At 42.5% G+C, this 14,861-nt stretch carries 13 protein-coding genes; 3 read left to right on the plus strand and 10 right to left on the minus strand.

Annotation, left to right across the window (positions count from 1 at the left end; all coding sequences use genetic code 11):
* Nucleotides 1-3: 3 nt before the first annotated feature.
* The 5 genes from AN395_RS09465 to AN395_RS09485 form a co-directional block, all read right to left on the minus strand.
* On the minus strand, nt 4-462 hold the full coding sequence (locus tag AN395_RS09465; protein ID WP_054982825.1) for a hypothetical protein: 459 nt from the start codon (nt 460-462) through the stop codon (nt 4-6).
* Nucleotides 463-1,181: 719 nt separating this feature from the next.
* Entirely contained in the window at nt 1,182-4,073 is a 2,892-nt protein-coding gene (gcvP, locus tag AN395_RS09470) for an aminomethyl-transferring glycine dehydrogenase (protein WP_054982826.1), read from the minus strand.
* A 154-nt stretch (nt 4,074-4,227) separates the two neighbouring features.
* Nucleotides 4,228-4,617, minus strand: a complete 390-nt coding sequence (gene gcvH, locus AN395_RS09475) for a glycine cleavage system protein GcvH (protein WP_054982827.1) — start codon at nt 4,615-4,617, stop codon at nt 4,228-4,230.
* Between the two features lie 206 nt (nt 4,618-4,823).
* A complete protein-coding gene (gene gcvT, locus AN395_RS09480) occupies nt 4,824-5,906 on the minus strand; it encodes a glycine cleavage system aminomethyltransferase GcvT (RefSeq protein WP_004587593.1) in 1,083 nt (360 codons plus the stop codon).
* Nucleotides 5,907-6,003: 97 nt separating this feature from the next.
* A complete protein-coding gene (locus AN395_RS09485) occupies nt 6,004-6,603 on the minus strand; it encodes a hypothetical protein (protein WP_004587594.1) in 600 nt (199 codons plus the stop codon).
* A 126-nt stretch (nt 6,604-6,729) separates the two neighbouring features.
* Between AN395_RS09485 and AN395_RS09490 the strand changes: the two genes are divergently transcribed.
* On the plus strand, nt 6,730-7,578 hold the full coding sequence (locus AN395_RS09490; protein ID WP_054982828.1) for a LysR family transcriptional regulator: 849 nt from the start codon (nt 6,730-6,732) through the stop codon (nt 7,576-7,578).
* Nucleotides 7,579-7,776: 198 nt separating this feature from the next.
* Here AN395_RS09490 and rlmB read toward each other — a convergent pair whose 3' ends face one another.
* The 5 genes from rlmB to AN395_RS19525 all read right to left on the minus strand — a co-directional run bounded on the left by rlmB (nt 7,777) and on the right by AN395_RS19525 (nt 13,046).
* Nucleotides 7,777-8,520, minus strand: a complete 744-nt coding sequence (gene rlmB / locus AN395_RS09495) for a 23S rRNA (guanosine(2251)-2'-O)-methyltransferase RlmB (protein ID WP_029772012.1) — start codon at nt 8,518-8,520, stop codon at nt 7,777-7,779.
* The gene (rnr, locus tag AN395_RS09500) at nt 8,517-11,018 is read right to left on the minus strand and encodes a ribonuclease R (protein ID WP_054982829.1); all 2,502 of its coding nucleotides are present in this window, start codon (nt 11,016-11,018) and stop codon (nt 8,517-8,519) included. The genes rlmB and rnr overlap by 4 nt, the downstream gene beginning before the upstream one ends.
* Nucleotides 11,019-11,164: 146 nt before the next feature.
* Nucleotides 11,165-11,779, minus strand: a complete 615-nt coding sequence (locus AN395_RS09505) for a DNA-binding response regulator (RefSeq protein ID WP_004587598.1) — start codon at nt 11,777-11,779, stop codon at nt 11,165-11,167.
* Between the two features lie 2 nt (nt 11,780-11,781).
* Nucleotides 11,782-12,879 carry a histidine kinase gene (locus AN395_RS09510; protein ID WP_054982830.1) on the minus strand — a complete coding sequence of 366 codons (1,098 nt, stop codon included), beginning with the start codon at nt 12,877-12,879 and terminating at the stop codon, nt 11,782-11,784.
* Complete coding sequence (locus AN395_RS19525) at nt 12,876-13,046, minus strand: hypothetical protein (protein WP_024033282.1); 171 nt, start codon at nt 13,044-13,046, stop codon at nt 12,876-12,878. Before AN395_RS19525 ends, AN395_RS09510 begins: the two co-directional genes overlap by 4 nt.
* A 158-nt stretch (nt 13,047-13,204) precedes the next feature.
* Between AN395_RS19525 and AN395_RS09515 the strand changes: the two genes are divergently transcribed.
* Entirely contained in the window at nt 13,205-14,071 is an 867-nt protein-coding gene (locus tag AN395_RS09515; RefSeq protein WP_054982831.1) for a DMT family transporter, read from the plus strand.
* Complete coding sequence (locus AN395_RS09520) at nt 14,068-14,769, plus strand: glycerophosphodiester phosphodiesterase family protein (protein ID WP_054982832.1); 702 nt, start codon at nt 14,068-14,070, stop codon at nt 14,767-14,769. The genes AN395_RS09515 and AN395_RS09520 overlap by 4 nt, the downstream gene beginning before the upstream one ends.
* The last annotated feature ends 92 nt before the right edge of the window (nt 14,770-14,861 follow it).

Genomic DNA, 14,861 nt, shown 5'->3' on the forward strand with positions numbered 1-14,861 from the left:
ACTCTACATTTTTTTTAGAAAGTTATCACAATGGGAGTGAAACATTTTTAGGAGTTCATAGTCTACGTTTTCAAGATAATATCTAGCTTCAGGTGACCAGCTATTTATAATGCTATTTAATTTATCTGAAGCCGAAACATAACTAATATCAGAGATATATGAATCTAGTACATTTTGTAACTTTTCCAAATTATGAATACGTAGGTCTCGATGTAAATTTAAACCTACACTATTACAACCATCCTTATTTATAGGCAAGCTGTCATCATACCCTGCCAATTCACATATTTTGTACTTCAAAGAACACTCAATTATGTACCCCAAAAGATAATAAATATTTTTCTCTAGTTTGGCTACATTACTACTCACGCCTGAATCAGCTATAGAATCAATCGTACTTATTAAAGTATTACAAGTATGATAGTGGCGTTTTGCAGCGCTCAAATACTCTGGATAAATCATAATCTTAAATGTACTTATTTTTTAGTTAAGTAAATCTCCATAAGCTCACCGGAGACTAATTCCTTTATGTTCTAATACTTTACATGAGTATTAAAAATTATCATAGCTCTATCCTTTGCTACATAAACAACTTTTAAATCAATATGCTAGTTGCATAGCGATAAACCAAAATACAGAGAATTTGACCTTGAGGAAATCCAGAGGGCAGGTCTTGTAACTTGCCAAGTCCTAACACAAACCTCACGTTTAACATCCTCCCCCGTCATCACGCCCTGAAAATAAGTAATTGATGAGTAATGTCGCGCATGGATGCGCGATAAGGCGAAACTAGGCCATGGATGGCCTATCTTCGCCGTTTGCGTTCACATCAATTGTAGTTTGAAGGATTAAGCGTGATGCTCGGGGCGCCGTGGGGTTCCAAGGGGCGGTCGGCGGTAGCCGCCCCTTGGTTGCCGCCAGCAATCTGGCAAAAAACCTTGAACAAGGTTTTTAATTTCTAGAAGTACCAAACGTATTAGCGCTATCTGTAATAGTAACCTTAAGCACCTATTTAAATACTTATTCGGGCTGTCGCCCGCACGCCAGCAAGCTGTGCATCTACAATGTCTAAACACACAAAAAAGCCGTTGCATTGCTGCAACGGCTTTTATAATTTTGATAAATCCCACTCTATAGTGGAACTTACTATCCATTAAAGTTCAAAAAATTAGTCTCTGCTCTTAGTCGCGGTAAGTCTCTACCGCTGGGCATGAACATACTAAGTTACGGTCGCCGTATACATCGTCTATACGTGTAACGGTTGGCCAGAACTTGTCTTTAGCAACACTTGGCACCGGGAATGCAGCGTAAAAGCGGTCGTATGCGCGGTCCCATTCGTTACCTAATACATCAGCTTGTGTATGCGGTGCAAACACAAGTGGGTTGTTTTCGATTGACCATTCGCCAGAGATTACTTTGTCGATTTCACCTTTGATTGACACCATTGCTTCGATAAAGCGGTCTATCTCGCCTTTTGACTCAGACTCAGTTGGCTCTATCATCAATGTGCCCGCTACTGGGAATGACATAGTGGGTGAATGGAAACCGTAATCTTGCAAGCGCTTAGCTACGTCCATTTCAGTAATGCCTGATTGCTCTTTTAATGGGCGTAAATCAACAATACATTCGTGCGCAACGCGGTTGTTGCGGCCACGGTATAAAATTGGGAAATGCTGGCTTAACTCGTGTGTTAAGTAGTTAGCGTTCACAATGGCCATTTCGGTGGCTTGTTTTAAGCCCTCTGAGCCCATCATGGTAATGTAAGCCCATGAAATAGGTAAAATAGCGGCTGAGCCGTAAGGCGCTGCTGATACGGCACCGTTGTTAATGTTTGTACCCGGTACGTTAATTACGCTGTGGTTTGGCATAAATGGCGCAAGGTGCGATTTAACACCAATTGGGCCTACACCTGGGCCGCCGCCACCGTGCGGAATACAAAACGTTTTGTGTAAGTTTAAGTGCGATACGTCTGAGCCAATAAAGCCTGGGCTTGTTACGCCTACTTGCGCGTTCATGTTTGCGCCATCCATGTAAACTTGGCCACCGTGCTCGTGCACAATGTCACAAATTTCGCGAATAGTTTCTTCGTAAACGCCGTGTGTAGATGGGTATGTGATCATAATACACGATAAGTTTTCAGACACTTCTTCGGCTTTCGCTTTTAGGTCGGCCATGTCTACGTTACCGTTTTTATCGCAATCAACCACTACAATTTTCATGCTGGCCATTTGCGCAGATGCAGGGTTAGTACCGTGCGCTGAGCTTGGAATTAAACATACGTTACGGTGCGCATCGCCACGTGACTCGTGGTATTTACGAATAGCAATTAAGCCTGCGTATTCACCTTGTGCACCCGAGTTTGGCTGAAGTGAAACTGCATCGTAACCGGTAATGTTAACTAGCCAGTCGTGCAGCTCGTTAATCATTATTTGGTAACCTTCGGCCTGATCGAGCGGGCAGAATGGGTGAAGGTTTGCAAATTCAGGCCATGTGATTGGGATCATCTCAGCGGTCGCATTTAGTTTCATGGTACATGAACCTAACGAGATCATTGAGTGGTTAAGCGCTAAATCTTTGTTTTCTAGGCGCTTAATGTAGCGAAGCATGTCTGTTTCGCTGTGGTAGCTGTTAAAGTTTGGATGCGTTAATACTTCGTCATCACGTACTAAACTAGCTGGAATAGAGTCGCTACCGTTTGCTTCAATATCGGCTGCAATACTATCTACGCTTAGACCATGGCCTTCACCTAATACAATATCAAATAGCTCAGCTACATCGGCGCGTGTGGTGGTTTCTGATACCGAAATAGAGTATTCGCCGTCGTGGTTTGTAGCAAAGTTAACGCCTTTGGCAAGCGCACGTGCTATTACGTCGTCTTTACTGTCGCCAACGATTGTGAGCGTATCAAACCAAGTGCTGTGCTTAAGGGCTACGCCTTTCGCTTTTAGGCCGGCAGCTAAAATATCAGCAAAGCGATGGATACGCTGCGCGATAGTTTTTAAGCCTTGTGGACCGTGGTACACCGCATAAAACGCTGCCATGTTGGCAAGTAGTACCTGCGCTGTACAAATGTTTGAGTTGGCTTTGTCGCGGCGAATGTGTTGTTCGCGCGTTTGCATTGCCATACGTAGTGCGTCGTTACCTAAACGGTCTTTAGATACACCAATAATACGCCCTGGTAATGAACGTTTGTATGCATCACGCGTTGCAAAAAATGCAGCGTGTGGTCCGCCGTAACCCATAGGTACACCAAAACGCTGAGCCGAACCAAGTACTACGTCGGCACCTAACTTACCCGGTGCTTTTAATAGTAATAAGCTCATAATGTCGGCAGCAACACAGGCAATGGCCTTTTTGCTTTGTACGCCAGCAATTAGGTCGGTTATATCAACTACTTCACCTGATGTAGTTGGGTATTGGAAAAGTGCGCCAAAAATGTCGTGGTTAACGGCATCTTCTGCTTTACCTACAATTATTTCAAAACCAAACTGCTCAGCACGGGTGCTTACTACGTCAATAGTTTGTGTGTGTACGTCGTCGGCAATAAAAAAGGCATTCGCTTTTTTAGCTTTAGATACGCGTTTTGCAAGGCCCATTGCCTCGGCAGCAGCGGTTGATTCGTCAAGTAACGAGGCACTTGCTAAATCTAGGCCTGTTAAATCTAGGGTCATAGTTTGAAAATTTAGTAACGACTCTAAACGCCCTTGCGCAATTTCTGGCTGGTACGGCGTGTACGCAGTATACCAACCTGGGTTTTCTAGTACGTTACGTAAAATTACGTGCGGTACGTGCGTTGGGTGGTAGCCTTGGCCAATGTACGATTTGAAAACTTTATTTTTGCTTGCTACCGATTTTAAGTAGCTTAGTGTTTCAACTTCAGTACGGCTTTCGCCAACTGTTAATGGCTGCGCTAAGCGAATGCTTGCAGGTACAGTTTGGTCGATCAGCTCTTGCACACTTGATACTTCTAAAGCACTTAGCATATCGCTTACTTGTGCTGGGCTTGGCCCAATGTGGCGGCGAATAAAATCTTGCTTTTGCTCTAACTGTTCAAGAGATTTGGCGTTTGACATGCGTCTAGATTCCTATGATCCTAAATACTAACGGGTAATTAGTATTGATTAAAATATGTGATGATTTAATAACGTACTGTGTATGGGAAGTAAGCCGTTAAATCATAAAAGCCCCAAAAACAGTGAATGGGGCTTTTGTCATCTACTTAGAGTATTACTCTTCGTCGATTGTGTTAGCGTAGTCTTCTGCGCTAAGTAGGTTTTCAAGCTCTGACTCGTCAGTTGCTTTAATGCGGAATAACCAGCCGTCACCGTATGGGTCGTTGTTAACCGTTTCTGGTGCGTCTTCTAGCTCTTCGTTAATCGCTACAATTTCGCCGCCAATTGGAGCGTAAATGTCTGATGCAGCTTTAACCGACTCTGCTACTGCACAGTCTTCGCCTGCATCTACTGCATCGCCTACTTCTGGTAGTTCTACAAATACCATGTCGCCAAGCAGCTCTTGCGCATGCTCAGAAATACCCACAGTAAATGTACCGTCACCTTCGTTGCGAACCCACTCGTGAGAAGAGGCGTATTTTAAATCGCTAGGGATATTGCTCATTATTTTGTTCCTTTGGTTATGATACCAATCAAGTTAAATATTTAACCACTTTAGCGGTCTAAATAAAGCGCTAACATCGTTATTAATTTCTCAGGTAGAACAACTACATCTCAAAATTAATGCCTTGTTATCACTGTATTTACCCATCGCTGTAAGTGGTTAATAAATCAACATGATTGGTATTATTGGGTGATAACACCAAATTTTTAAATGATTGATTTGCCGTTACGTACAAAGCTAGGCTTTACTACTTTAACGTTAACTAATTTTTTGCGCATTTCTACTTGGGCTGTATCCCCTGTTGAACGCGGTACACGTGCAAGGGCTACACTAAAACCAAGTGTTGGTGAGAAAGTACCTGAGGTAATTACCCCTTCACCACCTTCAACAATTACTTTTGAGCCGCTACGCAATACGCCTTTTTCTTCAAGCACTAAACCAACAAGTTTATGGGTGCTTTTTTCGGCGCGTTGCTTAACAAGTACGTCACGACCAATAAAGTCACGATCTTCTGGTTCCCATGCAATGGTCCATGCCATGTTAGCTGCAAGTGGCGATACGCTTTCGTCCATATCTAGGCCGTAAAGGTTCATACCTGCTTCTAAGCGTAGCGTGTCGCGTGCACCTAAACCGGCTGGCGCTACACCTGCATCTAGCAGTTGTTGCCATAAATCGGCTGCTTGTTCGTTCGGTACTACAATTTCGTAACCGTCTTCGCCAGTATAACCCGTTGTGGCAATAAATAAATCACCCACTTGAACGCCAAAAAATGGCTTCATACCTTCAACGGCTGCTTGTTGCTCGGCATTTAAAAGTGTGGCTGTTTTTGCTTTTGCGTTAGGGCCTTGTACTGCAATCATTGCAAACTCTGGGCGCTCAGTTACGGTTACTGTAAAGTCGGCAGATACTTTAGCTAAGTGAGCTAAATCTTTTTCGCGGGTGGCAGAATTTACCACTAAGCGATAAAACGTTTCGCTAAAGTAGTAAATAATTAAATCATCGATTACGCCGCCTTGCTCGTTAAGCATGCCCGTGTAAAGCGCTTTACCTGGTACGGTTAATTTTGCTACGTCGTTTGCTACTAACTTACGTAAAAATGCTTTTGCTTGTTCGCCTTCAATATCAACAATAGTCATGTGTGATACGTCAAACATACCTGCATCGGTACGCACTGCATTGTGTTCTTCTATTTGTGAGCCGTAGTTGATTGGCATTTCCCAGCCATGAAAATCAACCATTTTTGCGCCTGCTTCAAGGTGCTTAGCATGTAGTACAGTTTTAGAAGTCATAACATTCCTTCACTTTTAAATTAACCCTGTGCGGGCGTGGCTTAAATAGATTTAACTCAACAGGCAAACACGGTTATGTTTACCGGTTATTTATGTATTAGGCAGCTTCGTTTTGCATTAGGGCAAAACCTTGTGCTTGTAAGTGCTGTTGCCATTTTTGTAGTTCTTGTTGCTTGGCTACTAACACAAAGTGCTGTTCGTCGTTTTTATCTATGGCGGTAATAAATACTTCGCCGCTTTGCGCGCCATAACATAGTTGCGGGTTTGATAAACGCAGCCCTGGCGTTAATTTAAACGCGCTAATTAAGGTATCAAATGCGTTTGCTCCACACAGCGCAAGGGTTGCAAGGTCGCTACGTAGTACATAATCAATATCAAAACGAAGTTGTTGCTCGTTTATAAGTGCTTGTAATTGCAAGCTTGCGCTGTGCGGTAATACAAATCTAAATGCGGTTTCGCTAAAGTAATAAACGGCAAAGCTGTAATCAGAATTTAAATCACCATCTAGCGTGCCTTTTAGGCCTAAGCCGCTGGCTGTAAGTTTTGTGAGATCTAACCCTAAAATAGTGCTTAAAAATACACTGGTTTCACTGCCACTAAAATCCATTACAACGAGGTTGTTATTTGCTTGCACGGCATTGGTAACTGCACTTGCAGCATTGCTGTGGCGGGCAAACATTATTGGGTTAAAAGTCATAACAAACACCTGTGTATTTTTGATACCAAAAGTATATTGCGCCACTGTGACAACAACAAATTGTAATTATTTATCAATTGATAAATAATACTTATATATGTAGCTATATAAATTGTAATTTTAAATATGAAAAACATATCAACCGACAGTTTGCGTACCTTTGTAATGGTTGTTGAGGTAGGTGGATTTGCAAAAGCCGGCGACCTACTGGGGTTATCGCAACCTGCGGTAAGCTTGCAAATTAAACGCCTTGAAGATTTACTCGGTTATAAATTATTTAAAAAGCAGGGCCAGCGCCAGGTGCTTAATCAGTACGGTGAGCTACTTTTGCCTATGGCAAAACAAATGATGCAGTATAACGATGCTATTTTGCAGCAGTTCACCTCAGAAAGCATAACCGGTAAAGTGCGCTTGGGTATTCCTAGCGAATTTGCAGCACGTATTTTGCCCTCTATTATTGGTGATTTTGTCTCGCTTTATCCTGAGGTGTCGCTGGAGGTTAAATCGCGCTTAAGTAAACATTTGCTGTCGGCCTCAAGGCAAGATCAATTTGATCTTGTTTTAGCACTTAACGAGCGCCTTAATTCAGACAAGTTCCCTATTTTTATGCAAGACGAGCTAGTATGGGTGGGCGACCTAGCACAGGCAAAAAATGAGGTAGTAACCTTAGTCACCGCGCCCGAGGGCTGTATTTATAGGCGCCGCGCTACCGATGCACTTAAAAGTGCCAATATCAAATACCGTATTGTTTACAGCAATGCTGATTTAACCGGATTAATAGCCGCCATAAAAGAAGGCTTAGGTATTACTGTACTGGCTAAAAGTACGGTGCCGAGCGATCTTAATTTTCAGGCGCAAAGTAAATATTTACCTGCCCTTGGTAGCATAGGCATTAGCTTAATAAAAAGCGGTGGGGAGTCGGAGCACGCAGTAGACAAACTCGCTGAGTTTATCGCATTACGTTTAGGCTATTAGTGCGCGCTGGCGGTTTGCTTAACCTGTAAAATTACCAACTACGCTACATAAAAAACGCCGAGGTTAAAATAACCTCGGCGTTTTGTAAGCTAAATTTGGCGCTAACTAAATCCCTTATTTAAACGATTAAATAACGAATTTTGTCTATCGACACGCTTAGCTGCCTAAAAATAAATATATTAATTAAGCAACTGGATATTAGTTATTTACGTTACGTTGGCGTAGCACTTCAAATAAACAAATACCGGTGGCTACCGATACATTTAAGCTAGAAACACTTCCTGCCATCGGAATTTTAACTAACACGTCGCAATGCTCACGCGTTAAACGGCGCATGCCCTCGCCCTCTGCTCCCATTACTATTGCCATTGGCCCAGTAAGGTTTGCATCAAACACGTGGGTGTCTGTTTCACCTGCGGTGCCCACAACCCATACGCCTGCGTCTTTAATTTCGCGAAGCGTACGCGCCAGGTTTGTTACCTGAATAAGCGGTACAGTTTCGGCTGCGCCACAGGCTACTTTACGTGCTGTGCCGTTAAGCTTGGCCGACTTATCTTTAGGTACAATTATAGCGTGTACACCTGCTGCATCTGCGCTACGTAGGCAGGCACCTAAATTGTGTGGATCGGTTATGCCATCTAGTACTAATAAAAACGGCGTGTCTTCGCGAGCAATGATCTCATCTAAATCTTTTTCGTTGTAAACACGCGCAGCTTTTACATTGGCAATAATGCCTTGGTGCTGCTCATCGTTTGCTTTGTTATCTAGCGCTTTTCGCTGCATAAATTGTACAGAAATACCAAATTTACGTGCTTCATTAATAATCGGGGATAAGCGCTTATCATCACGACCTTTTAGGGCATAAATTTCTAAAAAACGCTCTGGCTCTTTTGCTAAAATTGCTTCAACAGAGTGAAAGCCAAAAATTAATTCATTACTCACGTATTGTTTGCTCCTGGGCTATTACGTTTACGGGCATTTTTGCCTGGTCTTTTAGGCTTTTTAACTGCCTTTTTTTTCGGTTTTTTCTTAGCGGTGGTTTCAGCGGCTTTTTTTCCGGCTGGCTTTGCGCCAGACTTACCCGCTGGTTTGCCTTTGCTTTTACTGGCTGTTTTTTTACCAGCTTTGGGTTTTTCATCGCCTGATGTGTTTTTGCCAGGGATTTTACCCGCTTTAAGCTGCGATCTTACACTTGCTGGTGCATGGCTTGATTTACCGCGCCCTGCTCCTTTAGCTGAGCCACGGCGACGCGCGTATCTATCTTGAGCTACATCACCACTGAGCGTTAAATTTATACGGCGCTCATCTAAACTTACCGAAGCAACTTGTACCGTTACTTTATCGCCAAGGCGGTAAACGGTATGTGTATGCTCGCCAATTAGGGTGTGTTTTGCACCATCATGATGGAAGTATTCATCACCTAAATTAGTAACATGGATCAGGCCATCAATTTGTAAGTCGTCTAGGCGTATAAATAAACCAAAGTTAGTAACGGATGAAATAACCCCGTTAAACTCATCACCCACGTGGTCTTGCATAAACTCACATTTAAGCCAGTCGGCAACTTCACGCGTTGCGTCGTCTGCGCGGCGCTCGGTGGTTGAACACTGCTCGCCTAGTTGGTCTACTTCATCATCGGTGTACGCATATGCGCCCGATGTTTGCTGACCTTGTGCTTTTATTACCGCTTTAATTGCACGGTGTACCACTAAATCAGGGTAACGGCGAATCGGTGAGGTAAAGTGTGCGTACGCAGGCAGCGCTAAGCCAAAGTGGCCTATGTTGTCTGGCTGATAAACCGCTTGCTTCATTGAACGAAGCAGCATGGTTTGAATAAGCTCGGCCTCTGGGCGGTCGCCTAAACGGGCTAACACTTGGGTAATTTCTTTCGGTGTTGGCTCATCACTTAATGTGCTTTGAATGCCAAGTTCACTTAAAAACTGAGTAAAGTTACCTAGTTTTTCTTGATCTGGCTCATCGTGCACACGGTAAAGCGCGCTGGCTTCGTGTTTTTCTAATAATTTAGCCGCCGATACGTTGGCTAAAATCATACATTCTTCAATCAGTTTGTGCGCGTCGTTGCGAACAACCGGCACAATTGACTCTATTTTACGGTGTGCGTTAAATACAAAACGCGTTTCGAGCGTTTCAAATTCAATAGCACCACGGGTTTGGCGCGCCGACTTAAGCGCCATATACATTTGCTGTAAGTCAGTTAAATGTGGTACTACGGGTGCGTATTCTTCGCGTAGTTTTTCATCGCCTTGTAAAATGGCATTTACTTTGGTGTAGGTTAAACGCGCATGCGAGTTCATCACCGCTTCGTAAAACTTATAACCCGAAAGCTTACCTGCGTCTGATACCGTCATTTCGGCCACCATACAAAGGCGGTCTACTTTAGGGTTAAGCGAACATAAACCGTTCGACAACACTTTTGGCAGCATTGGAATTACTTGCTCAGGAAAATACACTGAGTTACCGCGAGCAATCGCTTCTTTATTTAGCGGCGTGTTCATACCTACGTAATGCGATACATCGGCAATGGCTACCCATAAGCGCCAGCCGCCAGATTTTTTACGCTCACAATATACGGCATCATCAAAGTCGCGGGCGTCTTCACCATCTATTGTGACAAGTGGCAGGTCGCGTAAATCTACACGGCCTTGCTTGTCGGCTTCATCAACAAACTCACCTAAATGAGCTACTTGTTCTTCTACTTCTTCTGGCCAAACATGAGGAATATCGTGATTGCGCAGTGCCACTTCTATTTCCATACCTGGCGCTAAATGCTCGCCCAGTACGTCAATAATTTTACCTACCGCGTTCATGTTACGGCTAGGGTTTTGAGTGATTTGCACTTGCACCATTTGGTTATGGCGCGCGCCGTTTTCACTGCCTGGCAGAATAATAATATCTTGGGTAATACGTGGGTCTTCTGCTACAACAACTGCAATACCATGCTCAACAAAGTAACGCCCTACAATAGGTGCGCGCTCGTTGGTGAGTACTTTAATTATGCGGGCATCACATTTTGAGCCTGAGCCACGTTTTGTGCCTTTAGCAAGTACGATGTCGCCGTGCAGCACCATGTTCATTTGATGCTTGGCTATAAACCAATCTTTGCTCTCGCCTTCAACTTCTAAAAAGCCAAAACCGTCTCTGTGGCCAATTACTTTGCCTTTGGTTAAACCGGCTTCGTCAATTAGGGCGTAACATTTAAACTTATTAAAATACAATTGGCCATCGCGCTCCATGGCACGAAGGCGGCGCTTAAATGCAATTTGGCGTTCGGTATCGTTTACAGCTAATTCATCACAAAGTTGCGTGAAGTTAGCAGGTTTTGAACGCTCTTGAAGGTGAGTAAGTATAAACTCACGACTAGGGACTGGGTTTTCGTACTTTTCTTGTTCTCGGCTGAGATTTGGATCTTGGTTTGACATTCACTATCTTGTTAGTTGGTTATGTAGGTATTTTAACCCATATACGTAAAATGAGACAGGTAAAAGCGTATGAAACTTTTAATAAACCGCTTTAATAAGTAAAACATACGCTTAATGGCCTTAATCATCACTTAATATAAGCGCGATTATAACCAGCCTTTTTGCTTTGCAATACGCGCTGCATCTACGCGGTTAGTGGCATTGAGTTTTGCGATAGCATCGGATAAATAATTACGTGTTGTGCCTTCGCTTATAAACAGCTGTTTGGCTATGTCGCTTGTTTTTAAGCCATCGCTTGCAAGCTTAAGTGCTTTGCGCTCTTTATCGGTGAGCGGGTCTGCATCATCAAGCGCGTTAATGGCAAGCTCTGGGTCTATAACCTTTTGCCCTTGCATTACTTTTTTAAGTGCATTGATAAGCTCATCACTTGGCGCTTCTTTTAAAATAAACCCTTTAACGCCTAGGGCGAGCGAGCGCCTAATATAACCAGCTCGCGAAAACGTGGTCATAATAACCATTTTAATGGTTGGGAACGTGGCCGCTATTTGCTCACTTAGCTCTATACCGCTCATGTGTGGCATTTCAATATCGGTTAAAATTATGTCTGGCAATGCCTCATCGGCCAGTGCTTTTATTGCATTAAGTGCATCTTGGCCGTTACTGGCTTGGCCTATCACTTCAATATTAAAATCAAGGCTTAACAATGCCCCTACAGCGTCGCGCACGAGTGCTTGATCTTCCACTAAATATACTTTGATCATTGTTAATCCTTAGCTGAAATTGGCAGCATTACGTTTAAAGTAAACTTATCGCCACAGGTAAACGTGGCATGGCCATTAAGTTGCTCTGCACGCTCTTTAATACCATTTAAACCGTTACCTGCGTTTAACGTGCTGCAAGGTGCGTTATCAACCACACTTATATGCAGCTGATGCTGTGTTTGCTCTATACTTATTTCGGCGTTTTTATTACTGCTATGGCGTAATAAATTAGTTACCGCTTCTTTAATTATAAGCCCTGCGATCCCTTCTACTTTAGGAGGCAAGGTATTTAATACAACATTAAAGTTAACGTTAAAGTCTTGCTCTATTAGCCTTTGTTTAAGCTGGGCTATTTGGCTTATTAAATTAAGTTGTTTTAAATCGCTTACGGCGTTTCTTACATCGCTAAGTAACTGCCTTGCTAGATCTGCTACTTGTGCTATTTCGTTATTGGCTTGTTCGTAGCGCTCTCCTTGATTTAGCTTATTAGCAAGCTCAGCTTTTAAAGCAATAGATGATAGTGAGTGGCCTAAAATATCGTGTAGGTCGCGCGCTATTCGTTCGCGCTCAGCAATGGCAGCTAATTGCTCTAATTGGTTAGCGCTTTCTTGTTCGCGCTTTTTATGCAGGCGCTCTTTTTGGGTTGCAATGCCAAAGGCCAACAGCGCTCCTGAAATTAATAAAGTGCCGGCTAAAAAGTATTTTATGTTTGCTATATCTGCCAAATAGGCGCTTAACGCCACCGTAAATATAAGGCTAAAAACGGCATATAATCTGCTTTTTTTAGCGAAAGACTCACCAGCTATAAACGCGATAAAACCAAATAATGTAGAGGTCCCGGTGGTATAAAATGTGGCGCTAAAACACACCACTAACATAATAACAAACAGCGTTGTTATACGCTTTGTTTCACAGTGCATGGCTTTTATGTAAAGCAAAATAAATACAATATAAAACGCCACGCTCATTACAATGGTATTGACTGGCAAGTTAGATAGATTAAATAGAGTCGGAAGCAAATAAAACCCAGTAAAAATTAAAGGTGCGTATTCCCAAAACTTTTTATTACTGGGCTTTGAAAGCGTATTTGTTGTACTCATGCCAGTGCCCCTAGTTCATTGTTATTGCTTATAACATTATTTTTATTAATAAATATAAATAACACAAAAATACTAATGAGTATAAAGTAATCATTTATTGAAACACTAAAGCTAAGTGATTCTAAAAACTCGCTAATAGCGAGACTTATTAAAATTAACGTATTCATAGCCACCTCCCATTAAGATAAGTTAACTATGCCAAAGCCAAAAAATAATAAGAGTGTGAAATGTCATTAACTTTGCTGACATTTGTCATGTTTTAAAAATTTCATCCTGTGAGTTCGCACCCAGTGATAAGATAATAAAAAAAGGAGTTCTCATTTAAATGCAGCCACAACAGCAAAGCCTGATTTACTTACATATTGCCGTGTTACTTTTTGGGGGCACCGCCCTTTTTGCAAAGTTAATAGGGTTAAATGCAATTGATATTACGGTGTATCGTACCGCTATTGCTGGCATGGCAATTTTGGCTATGCTGTACTTTCAAAAAAAACAAATTAAGTTAAACAAACCAAAAGATTACCTCATTGCGTTATTTTTAGGTGTGGCAGTAGGCATGCATTGGGTTACTTACTTTGCAGGTATGCAAATGGCGGGCGTCACTGTGGGTATGCTGGCTTTTTTTAGCTACCCAGTAATGACGGTGTTTTTAGAGCCCTTATTCAATAAAAGCAGGCCCCAAGCAAAAGATATTATCAGCGCAGCTGTGGTTGTATTTGGTATATATTTACTCGTACCCAGCGCAAATTTAGGCGACGATGTAACCTTAGGGGTTATTATGGGTGTGGTTTCGGCTTTGTTTTTTTCGATTAGAAATATTACCCATAAGCGCTTTTTTAGCCAGTATGGCGGCCCACAAACCATGTTTTATCAAACCTTAGTGGCAAGTGTTATGCTTTGCGCATTTATTAAGGTCCCTGTGTATGAGGTGAGTAACCACGACCTTATTTTAATTGCTGTGGCGGGTATTATTTTTACCGCTACACCGCACTCGCTATTTGCAGCGAGTTTAAAGCACTTATCGGCAGCTACTGCGGGGTTAATTTCGTGCTTGCAGCCGCTTTACGGCACTTTGTTGGCTATTGTTATTATTCATGAGCGGCCAACGCTACTAACACTTATTGGCGGTGCACTTATAGTCAGTGCAGCCTGTTTTGAAACGTGGTCTATTACTCAAAAGGCTAGAAAATGAAAATATTTGCGCACCGCGGGGCAAGCGGCAATTACCCAGAAAACACTAAAAGCGCTATTTTAGAAGCGTTAAATGTAGGGGTAGATGGCATTGAAGTTGATATTCAAAGTGCGCTTGATGACTATATGCTCATACACGACTCGTGGCTAGATAGAACCACCAGCGGGCACGGTAAAGTAAGCGACTTTACGGCGCAGCAACTTAGTCTGTTGGATGCCGGTAACGGCGAGCAAATCCCCACTATACAGCAATTACTTGATTGGAATAACAATAAAACATTACTCAATATAGAGCTTAAACATACCTTTGAGCTAGAAAAGTTTGCCACTATTTTAAACAACAATATTGCTAAAGGCGTTATTACTAAAGGTAATATTTTAGTGTCGTCGTTTGATCACCATCAAATTCATTGGCTTAAAAATAGGTTACCGTGGTTACACATTGGCGCGTTAACCTCATCAATTCCGTTAAATTATGCACAGTTTGCTCAACAGTTAAATGCGTATAGTGTTCATGTAGACAAAAGCTTTGTAAATAAAGCTTTTGTAGATGATGCCATAGCGCGAGGCCTGCAAGTTTATGCCTACACCGTAGATAGGCCAGAAGACATGGATTTTATGCTAAAAATTGGGGTGCATGGTATTTTTACTAATTACCCCGCTCGCTCTAAAAAATATTTAGCAAACATTATTACTTGAGTTAACGGTAACTTAGTCGATAATCTAGCTAGGGCGTGATGATCTTTGCGGATTGAAATTTGTTCAATCTAGGGGCGATTAAATCGCGGCGC

It is taken from the genome of Pseudoalteromonas sp. P1-30, from assembly GCF_001400005.1.
Classification (GTDB): Bacteria; Pseudomonadota; Gammaproteobacteria; order Enterobacterales; family Alteromonadaceae; genus Pseudoalteromonas; species Pseudoalteromonas atlantica.

Bases quoted from the DNA above. Each gene is read 5' to 3' on its own strand.
- AN395_RS09465 (WP_054982825.1), bottom strand. From the start codon at position 462: ATGATTTATCCAGAGTATTTGAGCGCTGCAAAACGCCACTATCATACT.
- gcvP (WP_054982826.1), bottom strand. From the start codon at position 4,073: ATGTCAAACGCCAAATCTCTTGAACAGTTAGAGCAAAAGCAAGATTTT.
- gcvH (WP_054982827.1), bottom strand. From the start codon at position 4,617: ATGAGCAATATCCCTAGCGATTTAAAATACGCCTCTTCTCACGAGTGG.
- gcvT (WP_004587593.1), bottom strand. From the start codon at position 5,906: ATGACTTCTAAAACTGTACTACATGCTAAGCACCTTGAAGCAGGCGCA.
- AN395_RS09485 (WP_004587594.1), bottom strand. From the start codon at position 6,603: ATGACTTTTAACCCAATAATGTTTGCCCGCCACAGCAATGCTGCAAGT.
- AN395_RS09490 (WP_054982828.1), top strand. From the start codon at position 6,730: ATGAAAAACATATCAACCGACAGTTTGCGTACCTTTGTAATGGTTGTT.
- rnr (WP_054982829.1), bottom strand. From the start codon at position 11,018: ATGTCAAACCAAGATCCAAATCTCAGCCGAGAACAAGAAAAGTACGAA.
- AN395_RS09505 (WP_004587598.1), bottom strand. From the start codon at position 11,779: ATGATCAAAGTATATTTAGTGGAAGATCAAGCACTCGTGCGCGACGCT.
- AN395_RS09510 (WP_054982830.1), bottom strand. From the start codon at position 12,879: ATGAGTACAACAAATACGCTTTCAAAGCCCAGTAATAAAAAGTTTTGG.
- AN395_RS19525 (WP_024033282.1), bottom strand. From the start codon at position 13,046: ATGAATACGTTAATTTTAATAAGTCTCGCTATTAGCGAGTTTTTAGAA.
- AN395_RS09515 (WP_054982831.1), top strand. From the start codon at position 13,205: ATGCAGCCACAACAGCAAAGCCTGATTTACTTACATATTGCCGTGTTA.
- AN395_RS09520 (WP_054982832.1), top strand. From the start codon at position 14,068: ATGAAAATATTTGCGCACCGCGGGGCAAGCGGCAATTACCCAGAAAAC.